Annotated in this window: 20 protein-coding genes; 10 read left to right on the top strand and 10 right to left on the bottom strand. The window is 67.5% G+C overall.

Features of this window, described 5'->3' with window-relative positions:
• Nucleotides 1–135 precede the first annotated feature (135 nt).
• Both efeO and efeB read left to right on the top strand, forming a co-directional pair.
• Complete coding sequence (gene efeO / locus AC07YR_RS19940; protein WP_494735007.1) at nucleotides 136–1,248, top strand: iron uptake system protein EfeO; 1,113 nt, start codon at nucleotides 136–138, stop codon at nucleotides 1,246–1,248.
• Entirely contained in the window at nucleotides 1,245–2,645 is a 1,401-nt protein-coding gene (gene efeB, locus AC07YR_RS19935) for an iron uptake transporter deferrochelatase/peroxidase subunit (protein ID WP_494735006.1), read from the top strand. Before efeO ends, efeB begins: the two co-directional genes overlap by 4 nt.
• Here the strand turns inward: efeB and AC07YR_RS19930 are convergent.
• From AC07YR_RS19930 to AC07YR_RS19915, 4 genes are all read right to left on the bottom strand, one after another.
• Nucleotides 2,638–3,855: a fumarylacetoacetate hydrolase family protein gene (locus tag AC07YR_RS19930; RefSeq protein ID WP_494735005.1), complete on the bottom strand. Its 1,218-nt coding sequence runs from the start codon at nucleotides 3,853–3,855 to the stop codon at nucleotides 2,638–2,640. The two genes, efeB and AC07YR_RS19930, sit on opposite strands and share 8 nt — an antisense overlap.
• Entirely contained in the window at nucleotides 3,852–5,324 is a 1,473-nt protein-coding gene (locus AC07YR_RS19925) for an aldehyde dehydrogenase (NADP(+)) (protein ID WP_494735004.1), read from the bottom strand. Before AC07YR_RS19925 ends, AC07YR_RS19930 begins: the two co-directional genes overlap by 4 nt.
• Nucleotides 5,321–6,667, bottom strand: a complete 1,347-nt coding sequence (locus tag AC07YR_RS19920; RefSeq protein ID WP_494735003.1) for an L-fuconate dehydratase — start codon at nucleotides 6,665–6,667, stop codon at nucleotides 5,321–5,323. Before AC07YR_RS19920 ends, AC07YR_RS19925 begins: the two co-directional genes overlap by 4 nt.
• A gap of 134 nt (nucleotides 6,668–6,801) precedes the next feature.
• Nucleotides 6,802–7,530 carry a GntR family transcriptional regulator gene (locus tag AC07YR_RS19915; RefSeq protein WP_436056361.1) on the bottom strand — a complete coding sequence of 243 codons (729 nt, stop codon included), beginning with the start codon at nucleotides 7,528–7,530 and terminating at the stop codon, nucleotides 6,802–6,804.
• A gap of 300 nt (nucleotides 7,531–7,830) precedes the next feature.
• Here AC07YR_RS19915 and AC07YR_RS19910 point away from each other — a divergent pair, with 300 nt between their 5' ends.
• The 6 genes from AC07YR_RS19910 (at nucleotide 7,831) to AC07YR_RS19885 (ending at nucleotide 11,837) form a co-directional block, all read left to right on the top strand.
• The gene (locus tag AC07YR_RS19910) at nucleotides 7,831–9,114 is read left to right on the top strand and encodes an MFS transporter (protein ID WP_494735002.1); all 1,284 of its coding nucleotides are present in this window, start codon (nucleotides 7,831–7,833) and stop codon (nucleotides 9,112–9,114) included.
• Between the two features lie 100 nt (nucleotides 9,115–9,214).
• On the top strand, nucleotides 9,215–9,547 hold the full coding sequence (locus AC07YR_RS19905; RefSeq protein ID WP_028270391.1) for an ArsR/SmtB family transcription factor: 333 nt from the start codon (nucleotides 9,215–9,217) through the stop codon (nucleotides 9,545–9,547).
• Nucleotides 9,534–10,511: a TIGR03086 family metal-binding protein gene (locus AC07YR_RS19900; protein ID WP_494735001.1), complete on the top strand. Its 978-nt coding sequence runs from the start codon at nucleotides 9,534–9,536 to the stop codon at nucleotides 10,509–10,511. The genes AC07YR_RS19905 and AC07YR_RS19900 overlap by 14 nt, the downstream gene beginning before the upstream one ends.
• Before the next feature lie 40 nt (nucleotides 10,512–10,551).
• Entirely contained in the window at nucleotides 10,552–11,034 is a 483-nt protein-coding gene (locus AC07YR_RS19895) for an SRPBCC family protein (RefSeq protein WP_494735000.1), read from the top strand.
• A complete protein-coding gene (locus AC07YR_RS19890; protein ID WP_055801753.1) occupies nucleotides 11,031–11,360 on the top strand; it encodes a YciI family protein in 330 nt (109 codons plus the stop codon). The genes AC07YR_RS19895 and AC07YR_RS19890 overlap by 4 nt, the downstream gene beginning before the upstream one ends.
• A gap of 42 nt (nucleotides 11,361–11,402) precedes the next feature.
• Nucleotides 11,403–11,837, top strand: a complete 435-nt coding sequence (locus AC07YR_RS19885) for an SRPBCC family protein (protein ID WP_436056364.1) — start codon at nucleotides 11,403–11,405, stop codon at nucleotides 11,835–11,837.
• 38 nt (nucleotides 11,838–11,875) lie between these two features.
• On the opposite strand, the gene AC07YR_RS19880 is transcribed toward AC07YR_RS19885, so the two are convergent.
• Both AC07YR_RS19880 and AC07YR_RS19875 read right to left on the bottom strand, forming a co-directional pair.
• Nucleotides 11,876–12,838 (bottom strand): 1-phosphofructokinase family hexose kinase, encoded by a 963-nt coding sequence (locus AC07YR_RS19880; protein ID WP_055801751.1) that lies wholly within the window; start codon nucleotides 12,836–12,838, stop codon nucleotides 11,876–11,878.
• Between the two features lie 108 nt (nucleotides 12,839–12,946).
• The gene (locus AC07YR_RS19875) at nucleotides 12,947–13,798 is read right to left on the bottom strand and encodes a helix-turn-helix transcriptional regulator (RefSeq protein WP_494734999.1); all 852 of its coding nucleotides are present in this window, start codon (nucleotides 13,796–13,798) and stop codon (nucleotides 12,947–12,949) included.
• Between the two features lie 75 nt (nucleotides 13,799–13,873).
• Between AC07YR_RS19875 and ilvD the strand changes: the two genes are divergently transcribed.
• Together ilvD and AC07YR_RS19865 are read left to right on the top strand one after the other, a co-directional pair.
• Nucleotides 13,874–15,736 (top strand): dihydroxy-acid dehydratase, encoded by a 1,863-nt coding sequence (gene ilvD, locus AC07YR_RS19870; protein WP_436056366.1) that lies wholly within the window; start codon nucleotides 13,874–13,876, stop codon nucleotides 15,734–15,736.
• 58 nt (nucleotides 15,737–15,794) lie between these two features.
• Nucleotides 15,795–16,430 carry a DedA family protein gene (locus AC07YR_RS19865; protein ID WP_494734998.1) on the top strand — a complete coding sequence of 212 codons (636 nt, stop codon included), beginning with the start codon at nucleotides 15,795–15,797 and terminating at the stop codon, nucleotides 16,428–16,430.
• Nucleotides 16,431–16,490: 60 nt separating this feature from the next.
• On the opposite strand, the gene AC07YR_RS19860 is transcribed toward AC07YR_RS19865, so the two are convergent.
• The 4 genes from AC07YR_RS19860 to AC07YR_RS19845 form a co-directional block, all read right to left on the bottom strand.
• Entirely contained in the window at nucleotides 16,491–17,936 is a 1,446-nt protein-coding gene (locus AC07YR_RS19860; protein WP_436059237.1) for an HNH endonuclease signature motif containing protein, read from the bottom strand.
• Nucleotides 17,937–18,160: 224 nt separating this feature from the next.
• Complete coding sequence (locus AC07YR_RS19855) at nucleotides 18,161–19,291, bottom strand: Gfo/Idh/MocA family protein (protein WP_494734997.1); 1,131 nt, start codon at nucleotides 19,289–19,291, stop codon at nucleotides 18,161–18,163.
• Nucleotides 19,276–19,974, bottom strand: coding sequence for a ThuA domain-containing protein (locus AC07YR_RS19850; protein ID WP_494734996.1), 699 nt, complete (start codon nucleotides 19,972–19,974; stop codon nucleotides 19,276–19,278). Before AC07YR_RS19850 ends, AC07YR_RS19855 begins: the two co-directional genes overlap by 16 nt.
• Nucleotides 19,971–21,206: a Gfo/Idh/MocA family protein gene (locus tag AC07YR_RS19845; RefSeq protein ID WP_494734995.1), complete on the bottom strand. Its 1,236-nt coding sequence runs from the start codon at nucleotides 21,204–21,206 to the stop codon at nucleotides 19,971–19,973. The genes AC07YR_RS19850 and AC07YR_RS19845 overlap by 4 nt, the downstream gene beginning before the upstream one ends.
• Between the last annotated feature and the right edge of the window lie 8 nt (nucleotides 21,207–21,214).

The raw sequence follows: 21,214 nt of genomic DNA, 5'->3' as shown, positions 1-21,214 counted from the left end.
CCCCCAAGGACCCACTCCATGCCCAGCCCCAGCCTGCCCAATTCCGCCCCCTCAGCAGCAGTACGCACCCCGGACCGCCGGCGTGGGACTGCAGTCCGCCTGAGTGCCGCAGCCGCCGTCGCCGTCCTGCCCCTGATGCTTGCTGCCTGCACGGACAACGCTGCACCGTCGTCCCCGGCAGGGGCCGATGGCCCCATCCAGGTCACCAGCACCAGCGACGCCTGCAAGGTGTCCACGGCGTCCGCGAAGAGCGGCAACCTTACGTTCGCCGTCCAGAACGACGGCGATCAGGTCACCGAGTTCTACCTGCTGGCGGAAGACGGGCTGCGGATCCTGGGTGAGGTGGAAAACATCGGGCCCGGCCTGACGCGGAACCTTGTGGTCACGGTCCCTGCGGGGAAATACAACACAGCCTGCAAGCCCGGCATGGTGGGCGACGGCATCCGGGCCGGTTTTGACGTAGTCGACTCCGGCAGCAAGCCCGCGGTGGACAGCGACCTGAAAGCGCTCACCGACCAGGGGGCCACCCAGTACGTGGCCTACGTCAAGGACCAGACGGAGCAGCTTCTGGCCGGTACCAAGAAGTTCGCCGAGGCGTACGCCGCCGGCGATGCTGCCACCGCCAAGGAGCTCTACGCCGCAACGCGCATGCACTGGGAACGAATTGAACCGGTGGCCGAGTCCTTCGGCGACCTCGACCCCAAGCTGGACGCCCGCGAGGCGGACCTGGCCGAGGGCGAGGAATGGACCGGCTGGCACCGCGCCGAAAAGGACCTGTTCCCGCCGGCCGGCTTCCAGCCGCTGGGCGCAGCGGACCGCGAAAAGCTCGCGGCCCAGCTGGTGGCCGACACCGAAGAGCTGGCCAAGCGCACTCGGACAGTAGAGCTCACGGCAGACAAGCTGGGCAACGGTGCCAAGGAACTGCTGGACGAGGTGGCCACCGGCAAGGTCACGGGCGAAGAGGAAATCTGGTCCCACACCGACCTCTGGGACTTCCAGGCCAACGTGGACGGTGCCCGGATCGCCTTCGAAAACCTCAAGCCCGTCCTGGAGCAGAAGGACCCGGAGCTTGCCAAGAGCCTGGACACCAAGTTCGCCGCGCTGCAGGCCGAACTGAAGACCCACGCCCGGGGCGACGGGTTTGCCTACTACAACGAGCTGAGCCCTGAGCAGGTCCAGCGCCTCGCCGCCCTGGTGGATTCCCTCGGCGAGCCGTTGTCCAACCTCACTGCGGCAGTCGTGCTGTGACCGGCTGCCCTTTCGGCGGGGGCCGGGACGGCCAGGATAGCGGCGGCCACGACGGCGGGGTCCAGGACGGTGCCCGGCCGGGCGCTTCGCAGGACACGTCACAGGCCAGCCCTGTTGCCACGCGCGGTGTTTCGCGCCGCGGCCTGCTCTCCTTCGCCGGGGTCGGGGGCGCGGGAGCGCTCGCCGGCCTCGCCGCCGGCCTGTGGGGACGCGACGCCGTCGTCGCGGCAGTACCTGCCGACGATGCGCCGGCCAATGACACCGTCCCGTTCCACGGGGAACGCCAGGCGGGAATTACGACGGCGGCGCAGGACCGGCTGCACATGGCCGCCTTCGATCTCATCACCGAGGACCGCGCCGAGCTGATCCGGCTCCTCAAAGACTGGACGGCCGCCGCGGAGGCGATGACCCAGGGCCGGGAAGCCGGCGAAACCGGCGCTACCGGCGGCTCCTATGACGCGCCGCCGCAGGACACGGGCGAAGCCATGGGCCTCAGCGCCGGCAAGCTCACCGTGACGTTCGGCTTCGGTGCCAGCCTGTTCGAAAAGGACGGGAAGGCACGCTTCGGGCTCGAGGGACGCCGGCCTGAGGCCCTGATCGACCTGCCGCACTTCCCGGGCGACGACCTTCAGGCCGGGCGCAGCGGCGGCGACATCATTGTGCAGGCCTGCGCGGACGACCCCCAGGTTGCTGTTCACGCCATCCGCAACCTCGCACGGCTGGGGTTCGGGAAAGTCCGCGTCCGCTGGTCCCAGCTGGGCTTCGGGCGCACCGCCTCCACGTCCCGGGCACAGCAGACGCCCCGCAACCTTTTCGGTTTCAAGGACGGCACCAACAACCTCAAGGCCGAAGACACGGACCTCCTGGAGAACCACGTCTGGGCTGAGAAGGGCGCCCGGGCCGGTGAAGCCTGGATGGAGGGCGGCAGCTACCTGGTGGCCCGCCGGATCCGTATGCATATCGAAATCTGGGACCGGACGTCGCTGGGCGAGCAGGAAGCCCTGATCGGCCGGACCAAGGCCGAGGGCGCTCCGCTGTCCGGCGGCAAGGAATTCACCGCCCCGGACTTCACCATCAAGGGCAAGGACGGCGAGCCGCTGATGGGTATGTATTCACATGTCCGGCTGGCCCACGCCGACCAGAACGGCGGCGTCCGGATGCTGCGCCGCGGGTACAACTACACGGACGGTTCCGACGGGCTGGGGCACCTCGACGCCGGCCTGTTCTTCATCGCCTTCGTCAAGGACCCGCGCACGCACTACGTGCCGATGCAGATGGCCATGGCCAAGCAGGACACCCTGGCCGTGGAGTACCTCAAGCACACCGGCTCCGCCCTGGCCGCTGTGCCGCCGGGCACCAAACCCGGCGGCTACATCGGCGAGGGACTGTTCAGCTGAGGCTGGCCGCGCCCACAACTGCTGCGCCCACAACTGAAACGGACCGCTCCTGCACTGCAAGGTAGGTGAACAGCTGACGCAGCCCGAAACGCCACGGCGGCAGCTCCTCGGCGGCACCCACGGGGTTGACCAGGGCGCCGAGGTGGCGGCTGCGGATGGTGACGACGTCCCCCATTTTGTGGGTGAAGCCCTGGCCCTGTTCGTCCCGGTCCTGCGTGGGTGCGAACAGCGTGCCGGTAAACAGCGCGAAGCCGTCCGGGTACTGGTGGTGCTTGCCGAAGGTAGCCGCCACCAGCTCCTCGAACGGGCGGCTGATCCGTGCCACGGTGTTCCGGCCCTCCAGCAGGTACCCGCCTGATCCTTCCACCCGGAGCAGGATCTCCTCCTGCCGCAGGGTCTCAAGGGTGAAGTCGCCGTCGAACAGCCGGATCAGCGGCCCCAGCGCGCTGGATGCGTTGTTGTCCTTGGCTTTGCCCAGCAGCAGGGCGCTCCGCCCTTCGACGTCGCGGAGGTTGACGTCGTTGCCGAGTGTGGCGCCCACAACTTTGCCGGCGGACGTGACAATCAGGACGAGTTCCGGTTCCGGGTTGTTCCAGGAACTGAACGCGGGAATCCCGACGCCGGCACCCAGGCCTACGGAGGACAGCACAGGCGCCTTGGTGAAGACCTCGGGGTCCGGGCCGATGCCCACCTCAAGGTACTGCGACCACAGCCCTTCGGCGATGAGCACCCGCTTGGCCTCGGCAGCCTCGGGCGAGCCCGGACGTACGTCGCCGATGCTGCCGCCGAGTGCCCTGCCTACGAGTTCACGCATTTCAGTGGCCCTGCCGGCATCTCCGCCACAGCGCTCCTCGATGACGCGCTCGATCATACTGTCCACGAAAGTCACGCCGCAGGCCTTGACGACCTGGAGGTCAACGGGCGCCAGCAAGTGCGGAAGGGAAGTGTCCTGCGCCAGGGACGCTTCGACGACGTCCGCCGTCTTCCAGCGCGGCACAGTCATGGCGGAACGGACGTCTGCAGCGGGGTCCGAACGTTCCAGCAGTTCCGACACTGTGGCGGCGAGGTGCTGCAGGTCGAACACGTCCCCGCCCTGAACCGCCACAACCCGGGGACCGGAGGTTTCCACGTCCCAGAGACGGCCAATGAGCAGGGCGTCCTCCGCGTCCTTCGGGAGCACGGCCGCGACCGACACCGGCAGCGCCGTCACAGCCGACCCTCCGGCTGTGCGGACGGGCGCCGCCAGACGCCGTCGACCCTTTGCGGAACGTCCCACGGGTTCGCATCCTGCAGCGGCTCCGGCAGCCGCGGCTGCGGGAAGGACTGGAAGGCCACCGGCCGCAGGAACCGCCGGATGGCGGCCGTCCCCACAGAGGTGGTGCCCGACGTCGTGGCCGGATAGGGGCCGCCGTGGTGCTGGGCGTAACTGACGGTCACTCCCGTGGGCCAGCCGTTCCAGAGCAGACGCCCACTGATGTCCGCGAGCCTGCCGGCAAGCTCCGCGACGTCGTCCTCGACTTCCGCCTGCAAGGTGGTGGTCAGCTGGCCTTCCAGGAGCCCGGCCAAGGCAGTGAGCTCGGATTCATCGCTGTACTCCACCACCAGGCTTGCGGGCCCGAACATCTCCTGGCGGAGGATTCCGGGGTCGCTGCGGACCGCTTCGGAGGTGGTCAGCAGGACGGTGGGTGCCGGAGCCTCGGCGACGTCGCCGTCGAGCAGCACCCGGACGCCCGCCGTGTCCCGCAGCCCGGCGACTGCCTGCCGGAACCCTTCGTGCAGCCGTGCGCTGAGCAGCTGCGCCGGAGCGAAGTCCTCGAGGGCATTCCGGAGAATGTCCCGGACCTCGTCCGTTTGCCCGGCAGGGACGAACAGCACGCCGGGTTTGGTGCAGAACTGCCCCATGCCCAGGGTGAAGGAGCCGGCATAGCCAGTGAGGATCTCCTCCCGGCGCGCAGCCCAGGCGTTGCCGGTGACAAAGACGGCATTGATGCCGCCCAGTTCCCCGAAGAAGGGGATCGGTTCCGGCCGCGCGGCCGCACGGTCGAACAATGCCCGGCCGCCCGCCGTCGAACCCGTGAAACCGATGGCCTTCACCAGCGGGTGGTCAACCAGCGCTTCCGCAGCCGGGCGGCCGGTGACCAGGGAGAAGAGGCCCGACGGCGCCCCGGCGGACTCCAGTGCGGCGGTCACCGTTTCGGCGGTGCGGACCGCGAGCTCCCGGTGGCCGTCGTGTGCCTTGTGAACGACGGCGCAGCCGGCCGCCAGTGCCGACGCGGAATCGCCGCCCATCACGCTGAAGGCGAAGGGGAAGTTGGACGCCCCGAAGACCCCCACGACGCCGAGCGGAACGTTGTACCGGCGAAGGTCGGGCCGCGGCCCCATGCCCCAGGCGGCATCGTCATGGTCGATCGTCGCGTCGAAGTGCTCGCCGCGGCGGATTTCGTCAGCGAAAAGCCGGAGCTGGAAGACGGTGCGCTTCAGCTCGCCCTGGAGGCGCGGTTCCGCGAGATGGGTTTCGGCGACCGCAAGATCAACAAGGGCCGCGGCGTCGTCTTCCAGGCCGGCGGCTACCGCCTCGAGCCAGGTTGCCCGGGTTCCGGGACCTGCCAGCCGGGCCTTTTCGAAGGCCGCGTGGGCGGCCTCGACGGATGCGTCCAGCTCGGCTGCGGTGCTGTTCATCGGCCGGCTCCCGCGGGTGCAAGGCTGCCGCCGGTAACGGCCGCACGGTCGCCCACTTCAAGCCAGCCCGCACCGGACGGGAACTCCCAGCGCGTCCGGGAAGCGCTGAGCATTTCCGCCCCAGTGCCAGGGAGTTCCGGGGCGGCATAGCGTCCGCCAACGATCCGGACCGGTTCGGCGAAGTGCTCGTGGAGGTGGTCCACATATTCGATCATGCGGCCGTCCTGGCTTCCGGTGATGGCGGCAAAGTCGAAGAAGGAGAAATGCTGGACAAGCTCGCACAAGCCAACGCCGCCGGCGTGGGGGCAGACCGGGACGCCGAACTTGGCGGCCAGAAGCAGGTTGGCGATGTTCTCATTGACCCCGCCCACACGGGTGGAGTCGAGCTGCAGGACGTCGATGGCCCTTGCCTGCAGCAGCTGCTTGAAAACAATCCGGCTGGCCACGGCCTCGCCGGTGGCGACGCGGACCGGAGCGACTCCCTTCCGGATCTCCGCATGCCCGAGGATGTCGTCAGTGCTGGTGGGCTCTTCGATCCAGTACGGGTTGAACTCTGCGAGCTGGTTGACCCATTCGATCGCTTCGGACACCTCCCAGCGCTGGTTGGCGTCTATGGCGATGGGGAGGTCTCCCACGGCCTGCCGTGCGAGGGCCATGCGGCGGCGGTCGTCAGCGATGTCGCCGCCCACCTTGAGCTTGATCATCGAGAAACCGGCCGTCGCCGCTTCCTTGCTGAGCCGGACCAGTTTTTCGTCGCTGTAGCCCAGCCATCCGGGTGAGGTGGTGTACGCGGGGTAGCCGTGAGCCCGGAGGCTGGCGATGCGGGCCGACTTGCCGTCCTGGCCCGCGCGGAGGATTTCCAATGCCTGCTGCGGGTTCAGGGCGTCGCGGATGTGGGTGAAGTCCACAACGTCCACGATCTCCTCCGGGGACATTTCGCTCAGGAGCAGCCAGAGCGGCTTGTTCTCGCGCCGGGCGCGGATGTCCCAGAGGGCGCTGACCAGCGCGCCGGCGGCCATCTGCGTGACGCCCTTTTCCGGGCCGAGCCAGCGGAGCTGCGAGTCGTGGATGAGGCGCTTGGAAGCGTTGCCCAGGTCGTAGATCAGTTCGTCGATGTCCCGGCCCCGCAGAAGCCCCGCGTAGGACTCGATGGCCGCAGTGAGGATCTCGCTGCCGCGGCCGCAGCTGAAGACGAAGCCGTGGCCTTCGTCCCCCGCGTCGGTGCGGATGACGACGTAGGCGGCGGAGTAGTCGGGGTCAACGTTGACCGCGTCGGAGCCATCGAGTTCCAGCGACGTGGGAAAGCGGACGTCCTGGGTGGTGATGGAAGTGATGGAAGGCATGGATCTCTTCTCTCGGATTGCTGTGGAAGGTGGGCATGATTTCCTATATGAATTTCAGTAATCATATATGAAACGTGATCCAGATCAAGTCCGTGGCAAAAAGAAAACCCCGGCCGCGGGGCCGGGGTTGGGTTCTAATCCACGATGTGCCGCCTGGGCGGCCCGCTGTCCTCCAGTGGCGCGAGGTCGGCGTGTCCTTCGAAGGCCTGGGCGAAGCGGGTAAAGGAGTTTCGGATGTGCTCCGCCATGGCTGCTTCGGCCTGTTCCGGCCGGCAGGCATGGATGGCCTCGCGGACGGCCGAGTGTTCCGCGACGGTGATGGCGCCGTCGACGTCGGCCGGGTAGAGGCGGAAGGTATGCAGGTGGCAGTGCGTTTGGGCGAAGGCGTGGCGGACCACGGTATTGCCGGCGGCGGCGAGGATGGTGTCATGGAACCTGGTGTCATGGGCCACCAGGTCCTGCCGGAGGTCGCCTTCGGACTTCATGGCCCCGCGGAATGCCTTAATTTCCTTCTCGAGGGCCGCGGCCGGGTTGGCTAACCGGTCTACGGCCGCAGACCGCGCTGCCCAGGGTTCCACCAGCAGCCGGAATTCAAAGAGGGAGCGCAGTTCGGCCAGGTCCAGCAGGGGAGTGGTGCTGTAGCCCTTGCCGGGGTTGTAGACCACCAGGTTGTCGCCTTCCAGCCGCTGCAGCACCTCACGCACCGGCGTCTGCGAAACGCCCAAACTTCGCGAAACGGCGTCGATGTTGATCCTGGTGCCGGGCGCGATCTCACCTTCGAGGATGGAGGCGCGCATCGACGCATACACATCGCTGACGGCGGCTTTGCCTCGGGAGATATCGGAAGACTGACGTGGGGGCACGCGCTGACCTCTTAGTGCTGGTTGGGGTGGTGTCCGGGTTGGAGTCGCTGGGGGAATCATATTCCACCGGACCTTCAGCCGCCCCGGAGGGGGCTGCTGCGGGCGATTTTTCAAGGGGGCTTGATCCGGATCACATTTTCTATATGATTAACCAGATTCCTATATGATTTGGCATCGATATCTTCGGTGTCTTCCCCCGGCGCCACAGGCGCCCGAAGCCATGTTCACGTCGAAGGAGACCACATGACTGCGCTCGGAAGTAAAGTTGCCAGTACGTCATCGACCAAAAATCCCCGAATAATGACCCGGAAGCGCTGGGTCATCATTTGGCTTGCTTTCATCGGGCTGAGCATCAATTACCTTGACCGCTCCAGCCTGAGCGTTGCCTTGCCGTTCATGGGCAAGGACTTCGAGCTGACCGCCACCCAGCAGGGCCTGATCTTTGCCGCCTTCTTCTGGGCCTACGACTTCTGCCAGCTGGCGGCCGGCTGGTACGTGGACAAGGTGGGGCCGCGCAGGTCGTTCTCGCTGGCGGCTGTCTGGTGGTCCATCTTCACGATGGTGACCGCCGCGGCGACGAACTTCTGGTCCCTGTTCGCAGCGCGCTTCCTCCTGGGTGTCGGCGAAAGCCCTGCGCCCAGCACTGCGGCGAAAGTGGTGGCCACGTGGTTCCCGGTCCGTGAACGGGCATTCGCCACCAGCATCTGGGACTCGGGATCCCGCGTGGGGGCCGTGATCGCGTTGCCCATCGTTACCCTGATCGTGGCGCTGACCTCATGGCATGCAGTGTTCATCATCATCGGCGTCGCCGGCCTTATCTGGGCCGCCGTCTGGTGGAAGGTGTACCGCAGCCCCCAGGAGCACCCCGGCGCGAACGCCGCCGAAGTGGCCTACATCGAAGAAGGCGGTGCCCGCGGCGAAGGCAGCGACGACGCCGACGCAGCCAAGCTGCCCTGGCGCTCACTCTTCAAGTACCGCACCATCCTGAGCATGATGTTCGGCTTCTTCTGCCTGAACAGCGCCATCTACTTCTTCATCACCTTCTTCCCCAGCTACCTCGTCAAGGAACGCGGATTCGACCTGCTCAAGCTGGGCTTTTTCGGTGCCATTCCCGGCATCTGCGCGGTTCTGTGCGGCTGGCTGGGCGGATACCTGGCCGACCGCGCGGTACGGGCCGGGGCATCCGTCACCAGGGTCCGCAAGACCGCCATCGCCGGCGGCCTCGCGGGCGGCTCCGTCATCATGTTCGCCGCCCTCGTGCCGGAAGCCTGGATGGCCTTGGCGCTGCTTTCCGTCGCCTACTCGAGCCTCACCGTCGCAGCAACCGGCATCTGGTCGTTGCCCGCGGACGTTGCGCCGAGCTCCAGGCATGTCGGATCCATCGGCGGCCTGCAGAACTTCGCCTCCAACCTGGCCGGGATCTTCACGCCGATCCTGATCGGCGTGCTGGTGGATCAGACCGGTTCCTTCGTGGCGCCGCTGGCAGTCATCGGAGCCGTCTCGCTCGTGGGCGCTGCCAACTACCTGTTCGTCATGGGGAAGATTGAACCCTTGAAGGTCAAAGAGTCCGTAGCGGTCGCATAACTGCAAGTGGGCGGCGGCGACCCGGAAGGGTTGCCGCCGCCCTTTTCCATGCCCGGCCTACCCCTTGCTTAATGCGTTAGTGGCGACTAACGTATTTTCTGTGCCTGATCTTCTGGAAGTCGCGACGGAGCCCAACAGGCGGGCGCTGCTTCGGCTGCTGGCGGAGGGGGAGAAGACGGTCACCGAGCTGTCCGGCCATTTTCCGGTCAGCAGGTCGGCCATTTCCCAGCACCTGCTGCTTCTCTCGGAAGTGGGGCTGGTGACCGCCCGGAAAGACGGCCGGAACAGGTACTACCGCCTGGACGGCGCCGGGATGGTCCGGCTGCGTGAACAATTCGAGGCTTTCTGGACAACCGAACTGGACCTGCTGGTGGCCGACGCCGGCCGGCTGGGCCAGCAACCATCACAAGGGAATTCTGATGACATTCAATAAGACAGTATTCATTCCGGTTGACCCGGACGCCGCCTTCGAGCTCATCACGCAACCGGAGCGGTTGCGGCGCTGGAAGACGGTGGCGGCGCGGGTGGACCTCCGCGTGGGCGGGGAATACCGGTGGACCATTACGCCGGGGCACTCGGCGATGGGAAGTTTCACCGAAATCGAGCCGGGAAAGCGGATCGTCTACACCTGGGGATGGGAGGGCGACGCCGGGCTGCCGCCGGGAGCGTCGACCGTGACCGTGAACCTGGAGGCTGTCGAAGGCGGAACCACGGTCCAGCTCATTCACGAGGGACTGACGGAACAGCAGGAGGTAGGCCACGCCGAAGGCTGGAACCATTTCCTTGAGAGGCTCGTGCAGCTTGCCGCGAACGGAGATGCCGGCCCGGACGAATGGGCTGCAGCCCCGGACCCCGTCGACGAACTTTCCAGCGCCGAGGCGGCCCTGGCTGTTGCGCAGCGGGTCCTCCGCGGGGTGGGGAAATCAGACCTGGGTTCACCGACGCCGTGCGAGGACTTCACCGTTGACGCCCTCCTGGACCATCTCTTTGGTTCGATCGCATCGATCGGCAAGGCCCTCGGTGTGATCGTGCCTGACCAGTCGGCTGCGACGCCGGAGGTCCGGATTGCGGATGCTGCGCAGGCCACCCTGGAGGCATTCCGCGCCCGCGGCACGGAGGGAACCGTGGACATGGGCTTCGCCGAACTGCCGGCAACCATCGTTGCCAACATCCTGAACCTGGAACTGCTGGTCCACGCGTGGGACTTCGCCCGGGCAACCGGCCAGGAGCTGAGCGTTTCGCCGGTCCTTTCCGACTACGTCCTTGGCCTCGCCCGGGACACCATCAGCCCGCAGATGCGCGGCAAGAGCTTTGCCGAGGAAACCCTTGTTGATGAATCGGCGGCAAGCCTGGAACGCCTGGTTGCCTTCACCGGCCGGCAGGTTGCCGGGCTCTAGCGTCGTCGAGAGGGAACGAGACCCGCGGAAGGTGCCGGAAATGGTTGATGTGGTGACGGAAACAGAGATCCGCCGACCGCCCGAAGCTGTCTACGCTTACGCGGCCAACCCGGATAATGCGCCGGCCTGGTACAGCAACATCAAGGCAGTCAGCTGGGAAACGGCCCCGCCGTTGGCCGTGGGCTCCAGGGTGGCGTTCAAGGCACAGTTCCTCGGACGGACCTTGGAATACGTCTACGAATTTACCGAGCTGGACCCTGGCAGGAGGCTGGTAATGCGCACGGCCCAGGGGCCGTTCCCCATGCAGACCACCTACACCTGGTCGGCGGCCGACTCCGGTTACACCCGGATGACCCTGCGCAACGCCGGCACACCGGCCGGCTTCTCCGCAGTTGCCGGCCTCGTCATGGCCCCGATGATGCGCCGGGCCATGCGGAAGGACCTCGCGAAGCTGAAGTCCCTGCTCGAAGGGGACGGATCGCGGGCCACAGAGGAAAAAACACAACGAAAGGACAAGTCATGAGCAAGTTCATTTACCTCTACAAGGGACCGGCCACGCCCATGGACCAGTTCACGCCGGAGCAGTCCGCTGAACAAATGGCCGCCTGGGGTGCCTGGATGGAGAAGCTGGGCCCGGCATTGCTGGACGCCGGCGCACCGTTCGCCGCAGGCACCTCGATGGTGGACGACGGATCCGCCGCGGAGGCCTCCGACCTGAACGGCTACTCAATTGTGGAGGCCGAAAACCTCGACGGAGCGAAGGCGCTCGCGGACGGCCACCCATTCCTGTCCGAAGGCAGTGGTAAGTTCAGGCTCGAGATCTTCGAGCTCGCCGATATGCAGATGTAGTAAGTTGCCCCCGCCTTCCGGGAGCCACACGAGAGGCACTGAATGGCCCACGCCGAAAACGAAATCACCATCGACCGAACCGCCGCGGAAGTCTATGACTTCCTGGCCGACGGGCTGAATAACACGGCCTGGCGCAGCGGCGTCAAGGACATCGGGCTGGCCAGCGGCGACGCCGGCCAGCTCGGGGCTGTCTACAGCCAGACGCTCACCGGTCCCCGGGGAAAACCGATCCAGGGGGACTACCGGATCACGGCGGCGGAGCCCGGACGTCTGCTGGCTTTCGACGTGGTCGCCGGTCCGGCCCGGCCACACGGCGAGTACATCCTGAGCGAAGCCGACGGCCGCACCACCGTCCGCTTTGTCCTGGACCTAAAGCTCCCCGGTCTCATGAAAGTCCTGGACGGGCTCGTCACCAAAACCATGCAGGGCGAGGTTGCCCAGCTCCGGATGCTGAAGGCCGTTCTCGAGGCACGGTAGGCAGACTGGGTGTCCCTGCCGGAAGCCGCTGCGGTCGGTCAGGGCACTGCGCTGGAGAGCTCAGCCTCCAGGCGTTCGACGTCGGCGCGGTGGCAAAGTTCGGTGGCAGGCGTCATGACCGTGGCACTTCCGGCGGCCACGGCAGCCCGGAACGCCGCTTCAAGCGGGCGGCCCTGCGCGAGCCGGAGCACAAAAGCGCCCAGAAAACTGTCGCCGGCCCCGACCGTGCTGACCACCGGCACGTCCGGCACGGCCAACCGGATCAGGCCCGACTTCGACGCGAGCAAGGCTCCAGCCTCGCCGAGAGTCAGTGCGACGTGTTCCGCGGCCCCGTCAGCCACGAGGGCCGAGGCGGCGTCCACCTGGCTCTGCTCGCTGTCGAGGGCCGCGCCGAAATGCGCCCCCAGTTCGCGGAGGCTTGGTTTAACCAGGAACACGCCCTCGGCAAGCGCCTCGGTGAGGGCCGGTCCGGAGGCATCAACGATGCAGTGGGCACCGGACTGCCGCGCCAGCCGGGCAACCCTCGCATAAAAATCATCCGGCACCCCGGGCGGGAGACTGCCGCTGGCCACCACGTAGCCGCCCACCGGCATCGCCCCGGCAACACGGTCCAGGCAGGCCTGCCACTCCGGTTCCGAGAGCTCCGGGCCCTGAAGGACGAACCGGAACTGTTTCCCGGTGGACGTCTCATCAACGGTGAAGTCCTGGCGTGTGCTTCCTTGGATCGGTACGGCCAGCGTCGGGATGCGCTCCGCTTCGATGAGCCGGCGGTAGGCCTCACCGGTCGGCCCGCCTGCGGTGTACACGGCCAAGGTGTGGCCGCCGAGGCGCTGGATGACCCTTGCCACGTTGACGCCTCCGCCGCCCGGGTCGAGCCGGCTCGCGCCGCACCTGAGCTTGTGGCCGCTGCTGACCTGTTCGGTCGAGGTGCTGATGTCCAACGCCGGGTTCACCGTCAGGGTGAGTATCGGCTTGCTGCCCAACTGCTGTGCGGCTTCCATGGCCCAAGCATAGGAGGCGGCGGAACCGTTCGGGGTTCCGCCGCCTCACGTCTTTAGTAGGGGCCTGGCCGGGCACCTGCCCGCAGCGTGGCCTGAGATCCGGGGCAGCTAACGGCCGGCGGCCAGCAACCGCTCGATTTGCTCCGCGGCATCGCTGCCCGGTACCGGAGTGTAGACCGCAATATGGAGGTCCGGCCGGTCCGACGGTGAGACCTGATGGTGCTCCAGCCTCAGGACGCCCACCGCCGGGTGGCGGAACAGCCGTTCGCGGGATTCGAAGCCGAGGATGTCGTACCGGTCCCAGCCCTCCTTGAACCCGGGACTCGTTTCCCTGAGCCGCTCCACCTGGTAGGCCACGTCCGGATCGCCCAGCCGCTGCCCGGCTTCTGCCCGGAATTCTGCCAGGAAGCGCCTGCTGGTGACGTCCCAGTCGGGCAGCAGTTCCTTCACGTAGGGATCGGTAAAGACCAGCCACAGCAGGTTCCGCTCCGCTGCAGCCACGTTCGCAATATTGGGATACAGCGCGGCGTAGGCCCGGTTCCAGCCCGTGACGCTCCAGTCGGGGGCCAGCGCGAAGGCGGGGTTGGGGCCCAGTGCGTCGAGGAGCCGCTGGATGTGGGCCGGCGCATCAACGGCCGCCGGGCCGGCCGACACCGGTACGGAATAGCCGCCCAGTGACAGGACATAGGAGCGGCCGGCCTCTGAGAGGTGCAGGGTGCGGGCCACAGCCTCAAGCACTTCCCGCGAGGGCCGGATGTCCCGTCCCTGCTCCAGCCATGTGTACCAGGTGACGCTGACCCCGGAAAGGAAGGCAATCTCTTCCCGCCGCAGTCCGCGTTCACGCCGGCGCGCCACCGGCGGAAGTCCGTACTCCGACCGCAGCGCCTGCTCGCGGCGTGCCCGCAGGTAGAGTCCCAGTTCCTTGCGCCTCTCGCCTGCCTCTTTCACAGTCACCAACACTAGTAGTCTGGTACTCCTACTACTAGTATCAGTTCTGTCTTCCGCCGTGCGGCCCGGGACGGCATGATCGGTACCATGCCTCCTCTTCGTTCACGTACTGTCACCCATGGCCGCAACATGGCCGGCGCCCGCGCACTGCTGCGCGCCTCCGGCGTCGCCAACTCGGACATCGGCAAGCCGATCATCGCCGTGGCCAACTCCTTCACCGAGTTCGTTCCTGGCCACACCCACCTCGCCCCCGTGGGCCGGATCGTCTCCGACGCGATCCTCGCCGCCGGCGCCGTGCCGCGCGAGTTCAACACCATTGCCGTGGACGACGGCATCGCCATGGGCCACTCCGGCATGCTCTACTCCCTGCCGTCCCGCGACCTGATCGCCGACTCCGTGGAGTACATGGTCAACGCCCACTGTGCCGACGCTTTGGTCTGCATCTCCAACTGCGACAAGATCACCCCGGGCATGCTCATGGCCGCGCTGCGCCTCAACATCCCGGTTGTGTTCGTCTCCGGCGGTCCCATGGAGGCCGGCCGCGTGACCCTGACCGACGGCTCCGTGCGCTCCCTGGACCTGGTGAACGCGATCGCCGACGCCGTGGACGAGTCCATCTCCGACGAGGACATCAACCTCATTGAAGAGAACGCCTGCCCCACCTGCGGTTCCTGCTCGGGTATGTTCACCGCCAACTCCATGAACTGCCTGGCCGAGGCCATCGGCCTGGCCCTGCCGGGCAACGGCTCCGTGCTCGCGACCCACACCGCCCGCAAGGCGCTGTACGAGAAGGCCGGCGCCACCGTCGTCGATCTCGTGAAGCGCTATTACGACGGCGACGACGACTCCGTGCTGCCGCGCTCCATCGCGACTGCGAAGGCCTTCGACAACGCCATGGCCCTGGACATCTCCATGGGCGGCTCCACCAACACCATCCTGCACCTGTTGGCCGCGGCCCAGGAGGCGGGCGTGGACTACGGCCTGGCCGAGATGGACGCCAAGTCCCGCCAGGTGCCCTGCCTGGCAAAGGTGGCCCCAAACGTCGCCAAGGACAAGACCTACTACATGGAGGACGTTCACCGCGCCGGCGGCATCCCCGCCCTGCTGGGCGAGCTGAACCGGGGCGGCCTCCTGCACAAGGACGTCCATTCCGTGCACTCCGGTGACCTGGACGGCTGGCTCGATGACTGGGACATCCGCGGCGGCAAGGCCACCGAAGAGGCGCAGGCCCTGTGGCACGCGGCTCCCGGCGGCGTCCGCTCCTCCACCGCGTTCTCCCAGTCGAACGAGTGGACCTCCCTGGACACCGACGCTGCGGAAGGCTGCATCCGCTCCGTGGAGCACGCCTACTCCAAGGACGGCGGACTGGCCGTGCTCCGCGGAAACGTGGCACTGGACGGCGCCGTGGTGAAGACCGCCGGGGTGGACGAGTCCATTTGGACCTTCTCAGGCCCGGCCGTCGTGTGCGAGTCCCAGGATGAAGCCGTGGAGAAGATCCTGAACAAGGGCGTCACGGAAGGCGATGTGGTGGTCATCCGCTACGAAGGCCCCAAGGGCGGTCCGGGCATGCAGGAGATGCTCTACCCGACGTCGTTCCTCAAGGGCCGCGGCCTCGGCAAGAAGTGCGCCCTCATCACGGACGGCCGCTTCTCCGGCGGCACCTCCGGCCTGTCGATCGGGCACATCTCCCCGGAAGCTGCCTCCGGCGGCACCATCGCCCTGGTGGAGGACGGCGACATCATCAGCATCAACATCAGTCAGCGCTCCCTGCATCTGGAGGTCTCCGACGAGGTCCTCGCCGAACGCCGTGAGAAACTGCTGGTCAACGGCGGGTTCAAGCCCAAGGACCGGGAGCGCCAGGTTTCCGCCGCGCTGCGCGCCTACGCCGCGATGGCCACCTCCGCAGACAGGGGTGCCGTCCGGGACGTGTCGTTGCTGGAGCGCATCTAACAACTTGTTGAGGCGGGCAGGCTGACGCCCGCCCGCCTCAACTGCCACACTGTTCCTGATGCAGGCATTCTTCGACGGACTCCTCAACGCCAGCCCGCTGCTGGTGGCCTGTGTTGTGTTCGCCCTGGTCTTCGCCGAGGACGCCCTCTTCATCGGCTTCGTCATTCCGGGCGAAACCGCCGCCGTGGTGGGCGGGGTGATCGCCGGAAAGGGAGGCTTCCCGCTGCCAGCCATGATTGCCGTGGTGATTTCCGCCGCGATCCTGGGAGACACGGTGGGCTACGAAATCGGCAAACACCTGGGCCCCCGGCTGGTTACCCGAAAGATCTTTGACCGGAAACGGCCCCAACTCGAGAAAGCCCGGGAGTTCCTCAGGCGGCGGGGAGGCCAGGCCGTTTTCCTGGGCCGCTTCACCGCCTTCTTCCGCGCCGTGATGCCGGCACTGGCCGGACTCAGCGGCATGCCCTACCGGCGCTTCGCACTCTGGAACATCACCGGCGGCGTGCTCTGGGGGAGCCTCTTCGTAACCCTAGGGTACCTGGCCGGGAACCTCTACGACGAGGTGGCGCGCACTGCCGGCAGCGCCGCCGCCGTCGTTGTCGCAGCAGTGGCGGTCGGCGTTCTGGTCACCTGGCGGATCCGCCGGCACCGGCAGGCGACGGCTGCAGACAGCAGCGCGCGTCCGCAACGGTGACCCCCAGGGCAGAGACTGCTCACCAAGGGTGACCGGGCAGCAGCAGAGTCGCGGGTGATCCTAGGCCGCGATGAAGAGTGCCCAGTCAGGGAAGGGATCCATCGGTAATGGTGGCCCGGGACCGGGGGCACCGGGAAGTCCGTCCGGCCCTGTGGGCGGCTCCCTCTCCGGATCTTCGCCCGTGTGGCCGGGGTGGTCCGGCCAGTGTGGTGGTTCCCAGTCCTGTTGTTCGCTGGGATATGAGCGTCCTGAAGGTGAGATCCAGCCGGGCGGCTGATCCTTGGTGGCGCCAACAGGTTTCCAGCGTGAGCTGTGTTTCAGGCGGTGGTGTTTGCGGCAGGGCTGGCCAAGGTTCGAGATTCCGGTGCCGCCTCCGTCCGACCACGCCAGGAGGTGGTCCGCCTCGTTGTCCAGGGAGTGGTTGCTGCAGCCGGGGAAAGGGCAGCGGCCATCCCGAAGCCGCAACCACTGGCGCATCGCTTTCGGAACCGGGTAGCTGGTGCGTCCTATCTCCAGCGGCGCTCCGCTGCGCGGATCCGTCAGGACGCGCAGGAACGATGTGGCGCCGTCCGCGACAAGCCGGCGGGCCATGCTGGCAGGTATAGGTCCGTAGCCGTCCAGCGTGGCCGGTTCGTTCGCTACCCCGAGAAGCGACAACACCGGAACGGTCACCAGGACCTGCGCTTTGGGTGACGGGATTCCTTCCGCGTCGCCTCCAAGCAGCCAGGATGTGGCGACGTCGGCACGGAGCTGGGTCAGGGTCCGGGCTTCGGCCGGCCCCTGCAGGGCGCGCGCCGCGTCCGTGGCACGGGACCAGACACCCGCCGCCACATCGGCAGTCACGTAGGCGGAGAGCCAGGCCATGCCGTCCCGGTCCGGGACAAGTTCCAGCCGGCGCTCCTTCGCACCCTTGCGGTGGCGGGCTTCGATGCTCACGGGATGGTGCCGTTCGCGCCAGCTGCGCGCTTTAGCCCGGAACCTGCCCGGCACCAGCTCCCCGGCCGGGCAGCCACGCGCCGCAAAGGGGGCCTCGGGGTCCAGGAAGTGAGCCTCGAGGGCGGCGGCCGCGGCGGGGTCCAGACCGGATGTTTCATCGCACATCACCCGAGCGTGCTGCCATGAAATGGTCCCTGCCCCCAGCGCAGCCAGCGTCAGCGGCAAGTCCTCGGTCAGGGTGGCTGAATCCGCCAGGAGCGCGGCTGCCGACCGTTCACTCACCGTCAGGACACAGGCCACCTCTGCTGTCACCGCCATTTCCTGGGCGGTGCACCCCTGCGGGGAACCGGCCGGGGCCGCCAAGGCCGCGGCAGCGTGGGCGTATCCGGCGGCAAAGTGCACCTTCAGCGCGGCCATCCTGGCTTCCAGGCTGCCCACAACAGCCAGGCCGTCCAGGCACGCGTCCGCCTCGTCCTGGAGCGGGTCAGCACCGGCCGGGGCCACGTTCCCGGCAGCGTTTCCATCCAGGCGACCGGCACAGGCAGCCAGCGCAGAAAGGGAGGCCGCCATGGCCTCCAACGTCTCCGCAACCGCACTGCTTTCCACACCCACAGCATGTCAGCAGGCACCGACATTTAAAGGCCTGCATCAGAGGTGCCCTGGCGCGCACTGCCGGCAGCGCCGCCGCCGTCGTTGTCGCCGCAGTGGCGGCGGCCGCCCTGGTCACCTGGCACGTACGACGGCGGCTGGCGGATTCGCCGGTGCCTCGCCGGGGTTGCTAACTGCCGGGGCCGCTAACCGCCGAGGTCGGTCAGCGGCACCGCCTCGGGCCGTTCGCACCGGCTGGCCACTTTCACCGACTGCCCCAGGGCCGCTGACTCCAGCACGGATTCCATCACCTCCAGCACGTGGAAGGCCAGCTCCCCGCCGGCCCGGGGCTCCGTACCGGCCGGACTCCGGGCGAGGTCGTGCAGGCCGTAGCCGCGGGCGGAGCCAACGTAGCCGGCTGAGACGGGAAGAACCTCCCACCCCTCGCCGCCCAGGCTGCGCAGCTTGACGTCGCCGTCGAAATGGTTGGGGTCGGGCACCACCAGCGACCCCGTTTCGCCGTGGATCTCCAGATTGGCCGACTGAGTCGCCACGGCGTCGAAGCTCATCACCAGCGTGGACAGCGCGCCGGATTCGTGCACCAGCACCCCCGTCACATGGGTGTCCGTGCTGACCGGCACGGTCTCGCCGGCGCGCGGTCCGGCGCCGATGGTCCGGGTGCCGCGCGTATGGCTCGCCGCCCCGATCACGGACACCACAGGACCCAGCAGCGTCACCAGCGCCGAGACGTAGTAGGGCCCCATGTCCAGCAGCGGACCGCCGCCGGGGACGTAGTAGAAGTCCGGCTGCGGATGCCAGCGCTCATGCCCGGGAGTCACCATCGTGGCCGTCGCCGAGATCGGCGCCCCGATCAGGCCGTCGTCGATCGCCTTGCGGGCCGTCTGGATGCCGGTTCCCAGGACCGTGTCCGGTGCGCAGCCGACGACGACGCCCGCCGCCGCTGCTGCCTCCAGCACCTTGCGTGCCTCGTCAGTCGTGGCAGCCAGGGGCTTTTCGCCGTAGACCGCCTTGCCGGCGGCGACGGCACGCAGGGCGATGTCCGCGTGGGCTGCCGGGATGGTCAGGTTGAGGACCAGGTCAACTTCCGGGTCCGCGAGCAGCTGGTCCACGCCCAGCGCCCGCACCCCCGGCTGCCCGGCCGCCACGGCCTCCGCCCGGGAGGGATCGATGTCCGCAACCGCCACCAGCTTGACGGTGGTCAGCCGCGGAAACGTGGCCAGGTAGGCGGCGATGATGTTGCCGCAGCCCACCACGCCGATCCGCAGCGGTGATTCCTGCGGTGACTCCAAGTCGGTGGTTCCTAGCGGCTGGCCCACAGCATGCCCCTTTCGATGATGGTTCGGACGTTGTTGTCCTTGAGGATCTCCACGCTGTGCCCGGGTGTGGCCACGAAGATCCGGCCTTCGCCCCACGAACGCGTCCATACCGCCGGCGAGACCACGTCCCGGTGCCACGCGTCCTTGTCCCGGGCGGGCAGCGTGGTGGTGGCCAGCACGTCGATGTAGTCGTCCGAGAGCACCCAGTACTGCTCGGTGAAAAGCTCAAAATCGCCGATCCCCGCAGTGACCGGATGCTCCGCCGCGGCCGGCAGCATGTTGACGGTGTACGTCCGGAAGTTGTCCGTGGCATCCTCGTGCAGCTCGCCGTGGTCCTTGACCGGATGGCAGGCGAACTGGCCGCCGATCAGGTGCAGGTAGTCCGAATTGTTCCGGTAGGAATCGGCAATGCCGCCGTGCCAGCCGGCCATTCCCGTGCCCGCCTCGATCGCGGCGCGGAGCCCCTCGAACTCGGCCTTTTCGATGGTGGTCATGGTGTTGCACTGCACGATCAGGTCCACGCCGGCCATGTACGCGGCGTCCGCGTACACCGCCGTCGACTCCTCCACGCGGAGGGTGAAGCCCTGTTCGCTGAGGAACGGGATGAAAAGATCCGTGGCTTCGACGGGCTGGTGTCCGTCCCAGCCGCCGCGCACCACCAAGGCGTTCTTTGTAGCAGTCATTGTTTTTGTCCTTCTCGTCCGTCCACTGAGGTCCAGCGGGAATCCTTGCCTGCGCTGTGTTCCACTGCCGCCAGCACCCGCTGCACCTGAAGGGCATCGGAGAACGACGGCGTGGGCTGGGTTCCGGCCCCGACGGCCGTCAGCAGGTCCACCACCTGGTGGGTGAAGCCGTGCTCGTAGCCGAGCCCGTGGCCCACGGGCCACCAGTTCCCGGTGTACGGGTGGTGGGCCTCCGTGACGTTAATGCGGCGGAAGCCAAGCGAATACGGGTCGGCGCCGCTGCCGCCGTCGTAGTAGTTCAGGTAGTTCATGTCCTCGAAGTCGAAGGCGATCGACCCGCGTGAGCCGTTGACCTCCAGGCGCATGGCGTTCTTCCTGCCGAGCGCCGCCCGGCTTGCCTCGAAAACGCCGATGGGGCCGCCGTCGAACCGTGCACTGAAGATCACCGCATCGTCCACGGTCACCGGACCGCGCTCGACGTCGGCACCCGCCGCGCCGCTGCCGCCGAGGCCCACGAAGTCGCCGCCTACGGGACGTTCCTTGGTGAAGGTCTCCATGATGGCCGAGACGCCCGTGATGCTCTGGCCGGTGACGAACTGGGCGGCGTCGATGCTGTGTGCGCCGATGTCGCCGAGGGCGCCGGACCCCGATTTCGCTTTGTCCATCCGCCAGGTCAGCGGAGCGTTCTCGTCCGACAACCAGTCCTGCAGGTACTGCGCGCGCACCTGGCGGATGGTTCCGAGTTTGCCGTCCCGGACCATGTTCCGGGCCAGTGCCAGGGCTGGGGTGCGCCGGTAGGAGTAACCGCACATGGCGAAAACCCCGCGGGTTGCGGCCTCGGCGGCAACCTCCGCCATTTCCTCGGCCTCCGCAACGCTGTTGGCCAGCGGCTTCTCGCACAGCACGTGCTTGCCGGCCCGCAGCGCGGCGATGGCGATCTCCGCGTGGGTGTCGCCGGGTGTGCAGATGTCCACGAGGTCGATGTCGTCGCGTTCCACCAGCGCCCGCCAGTCCGTTTCGGTGCCGGCCCAGCCCAGGCGGCGGGCGGCGGCGGCCACCCGGACGCTGTCCCGGCCGGCAAGCACACTCAGCTCGGGCACCAGCGGAAGGTCGAAGAAGCGTGGCGCCGTGCGCCACGCATGCGAGTGGGCGGCGCCCATAAAGGCGTGGCCCACCATGCCGATGCGGATCGGCGGGGCATTTGTGGCCGTAAGCGATTCGGGCGTACCCATGTGCAATT

The organism is Arthrobacter sp. GW460-12-1-14-TSB2 (assembly GCF_059423525.1).
The sequence above is the reverse complement of the archived record's forward strand: the minus strand, read 5'-3'. Positions and strand labels throughout refer to the sequence as shown.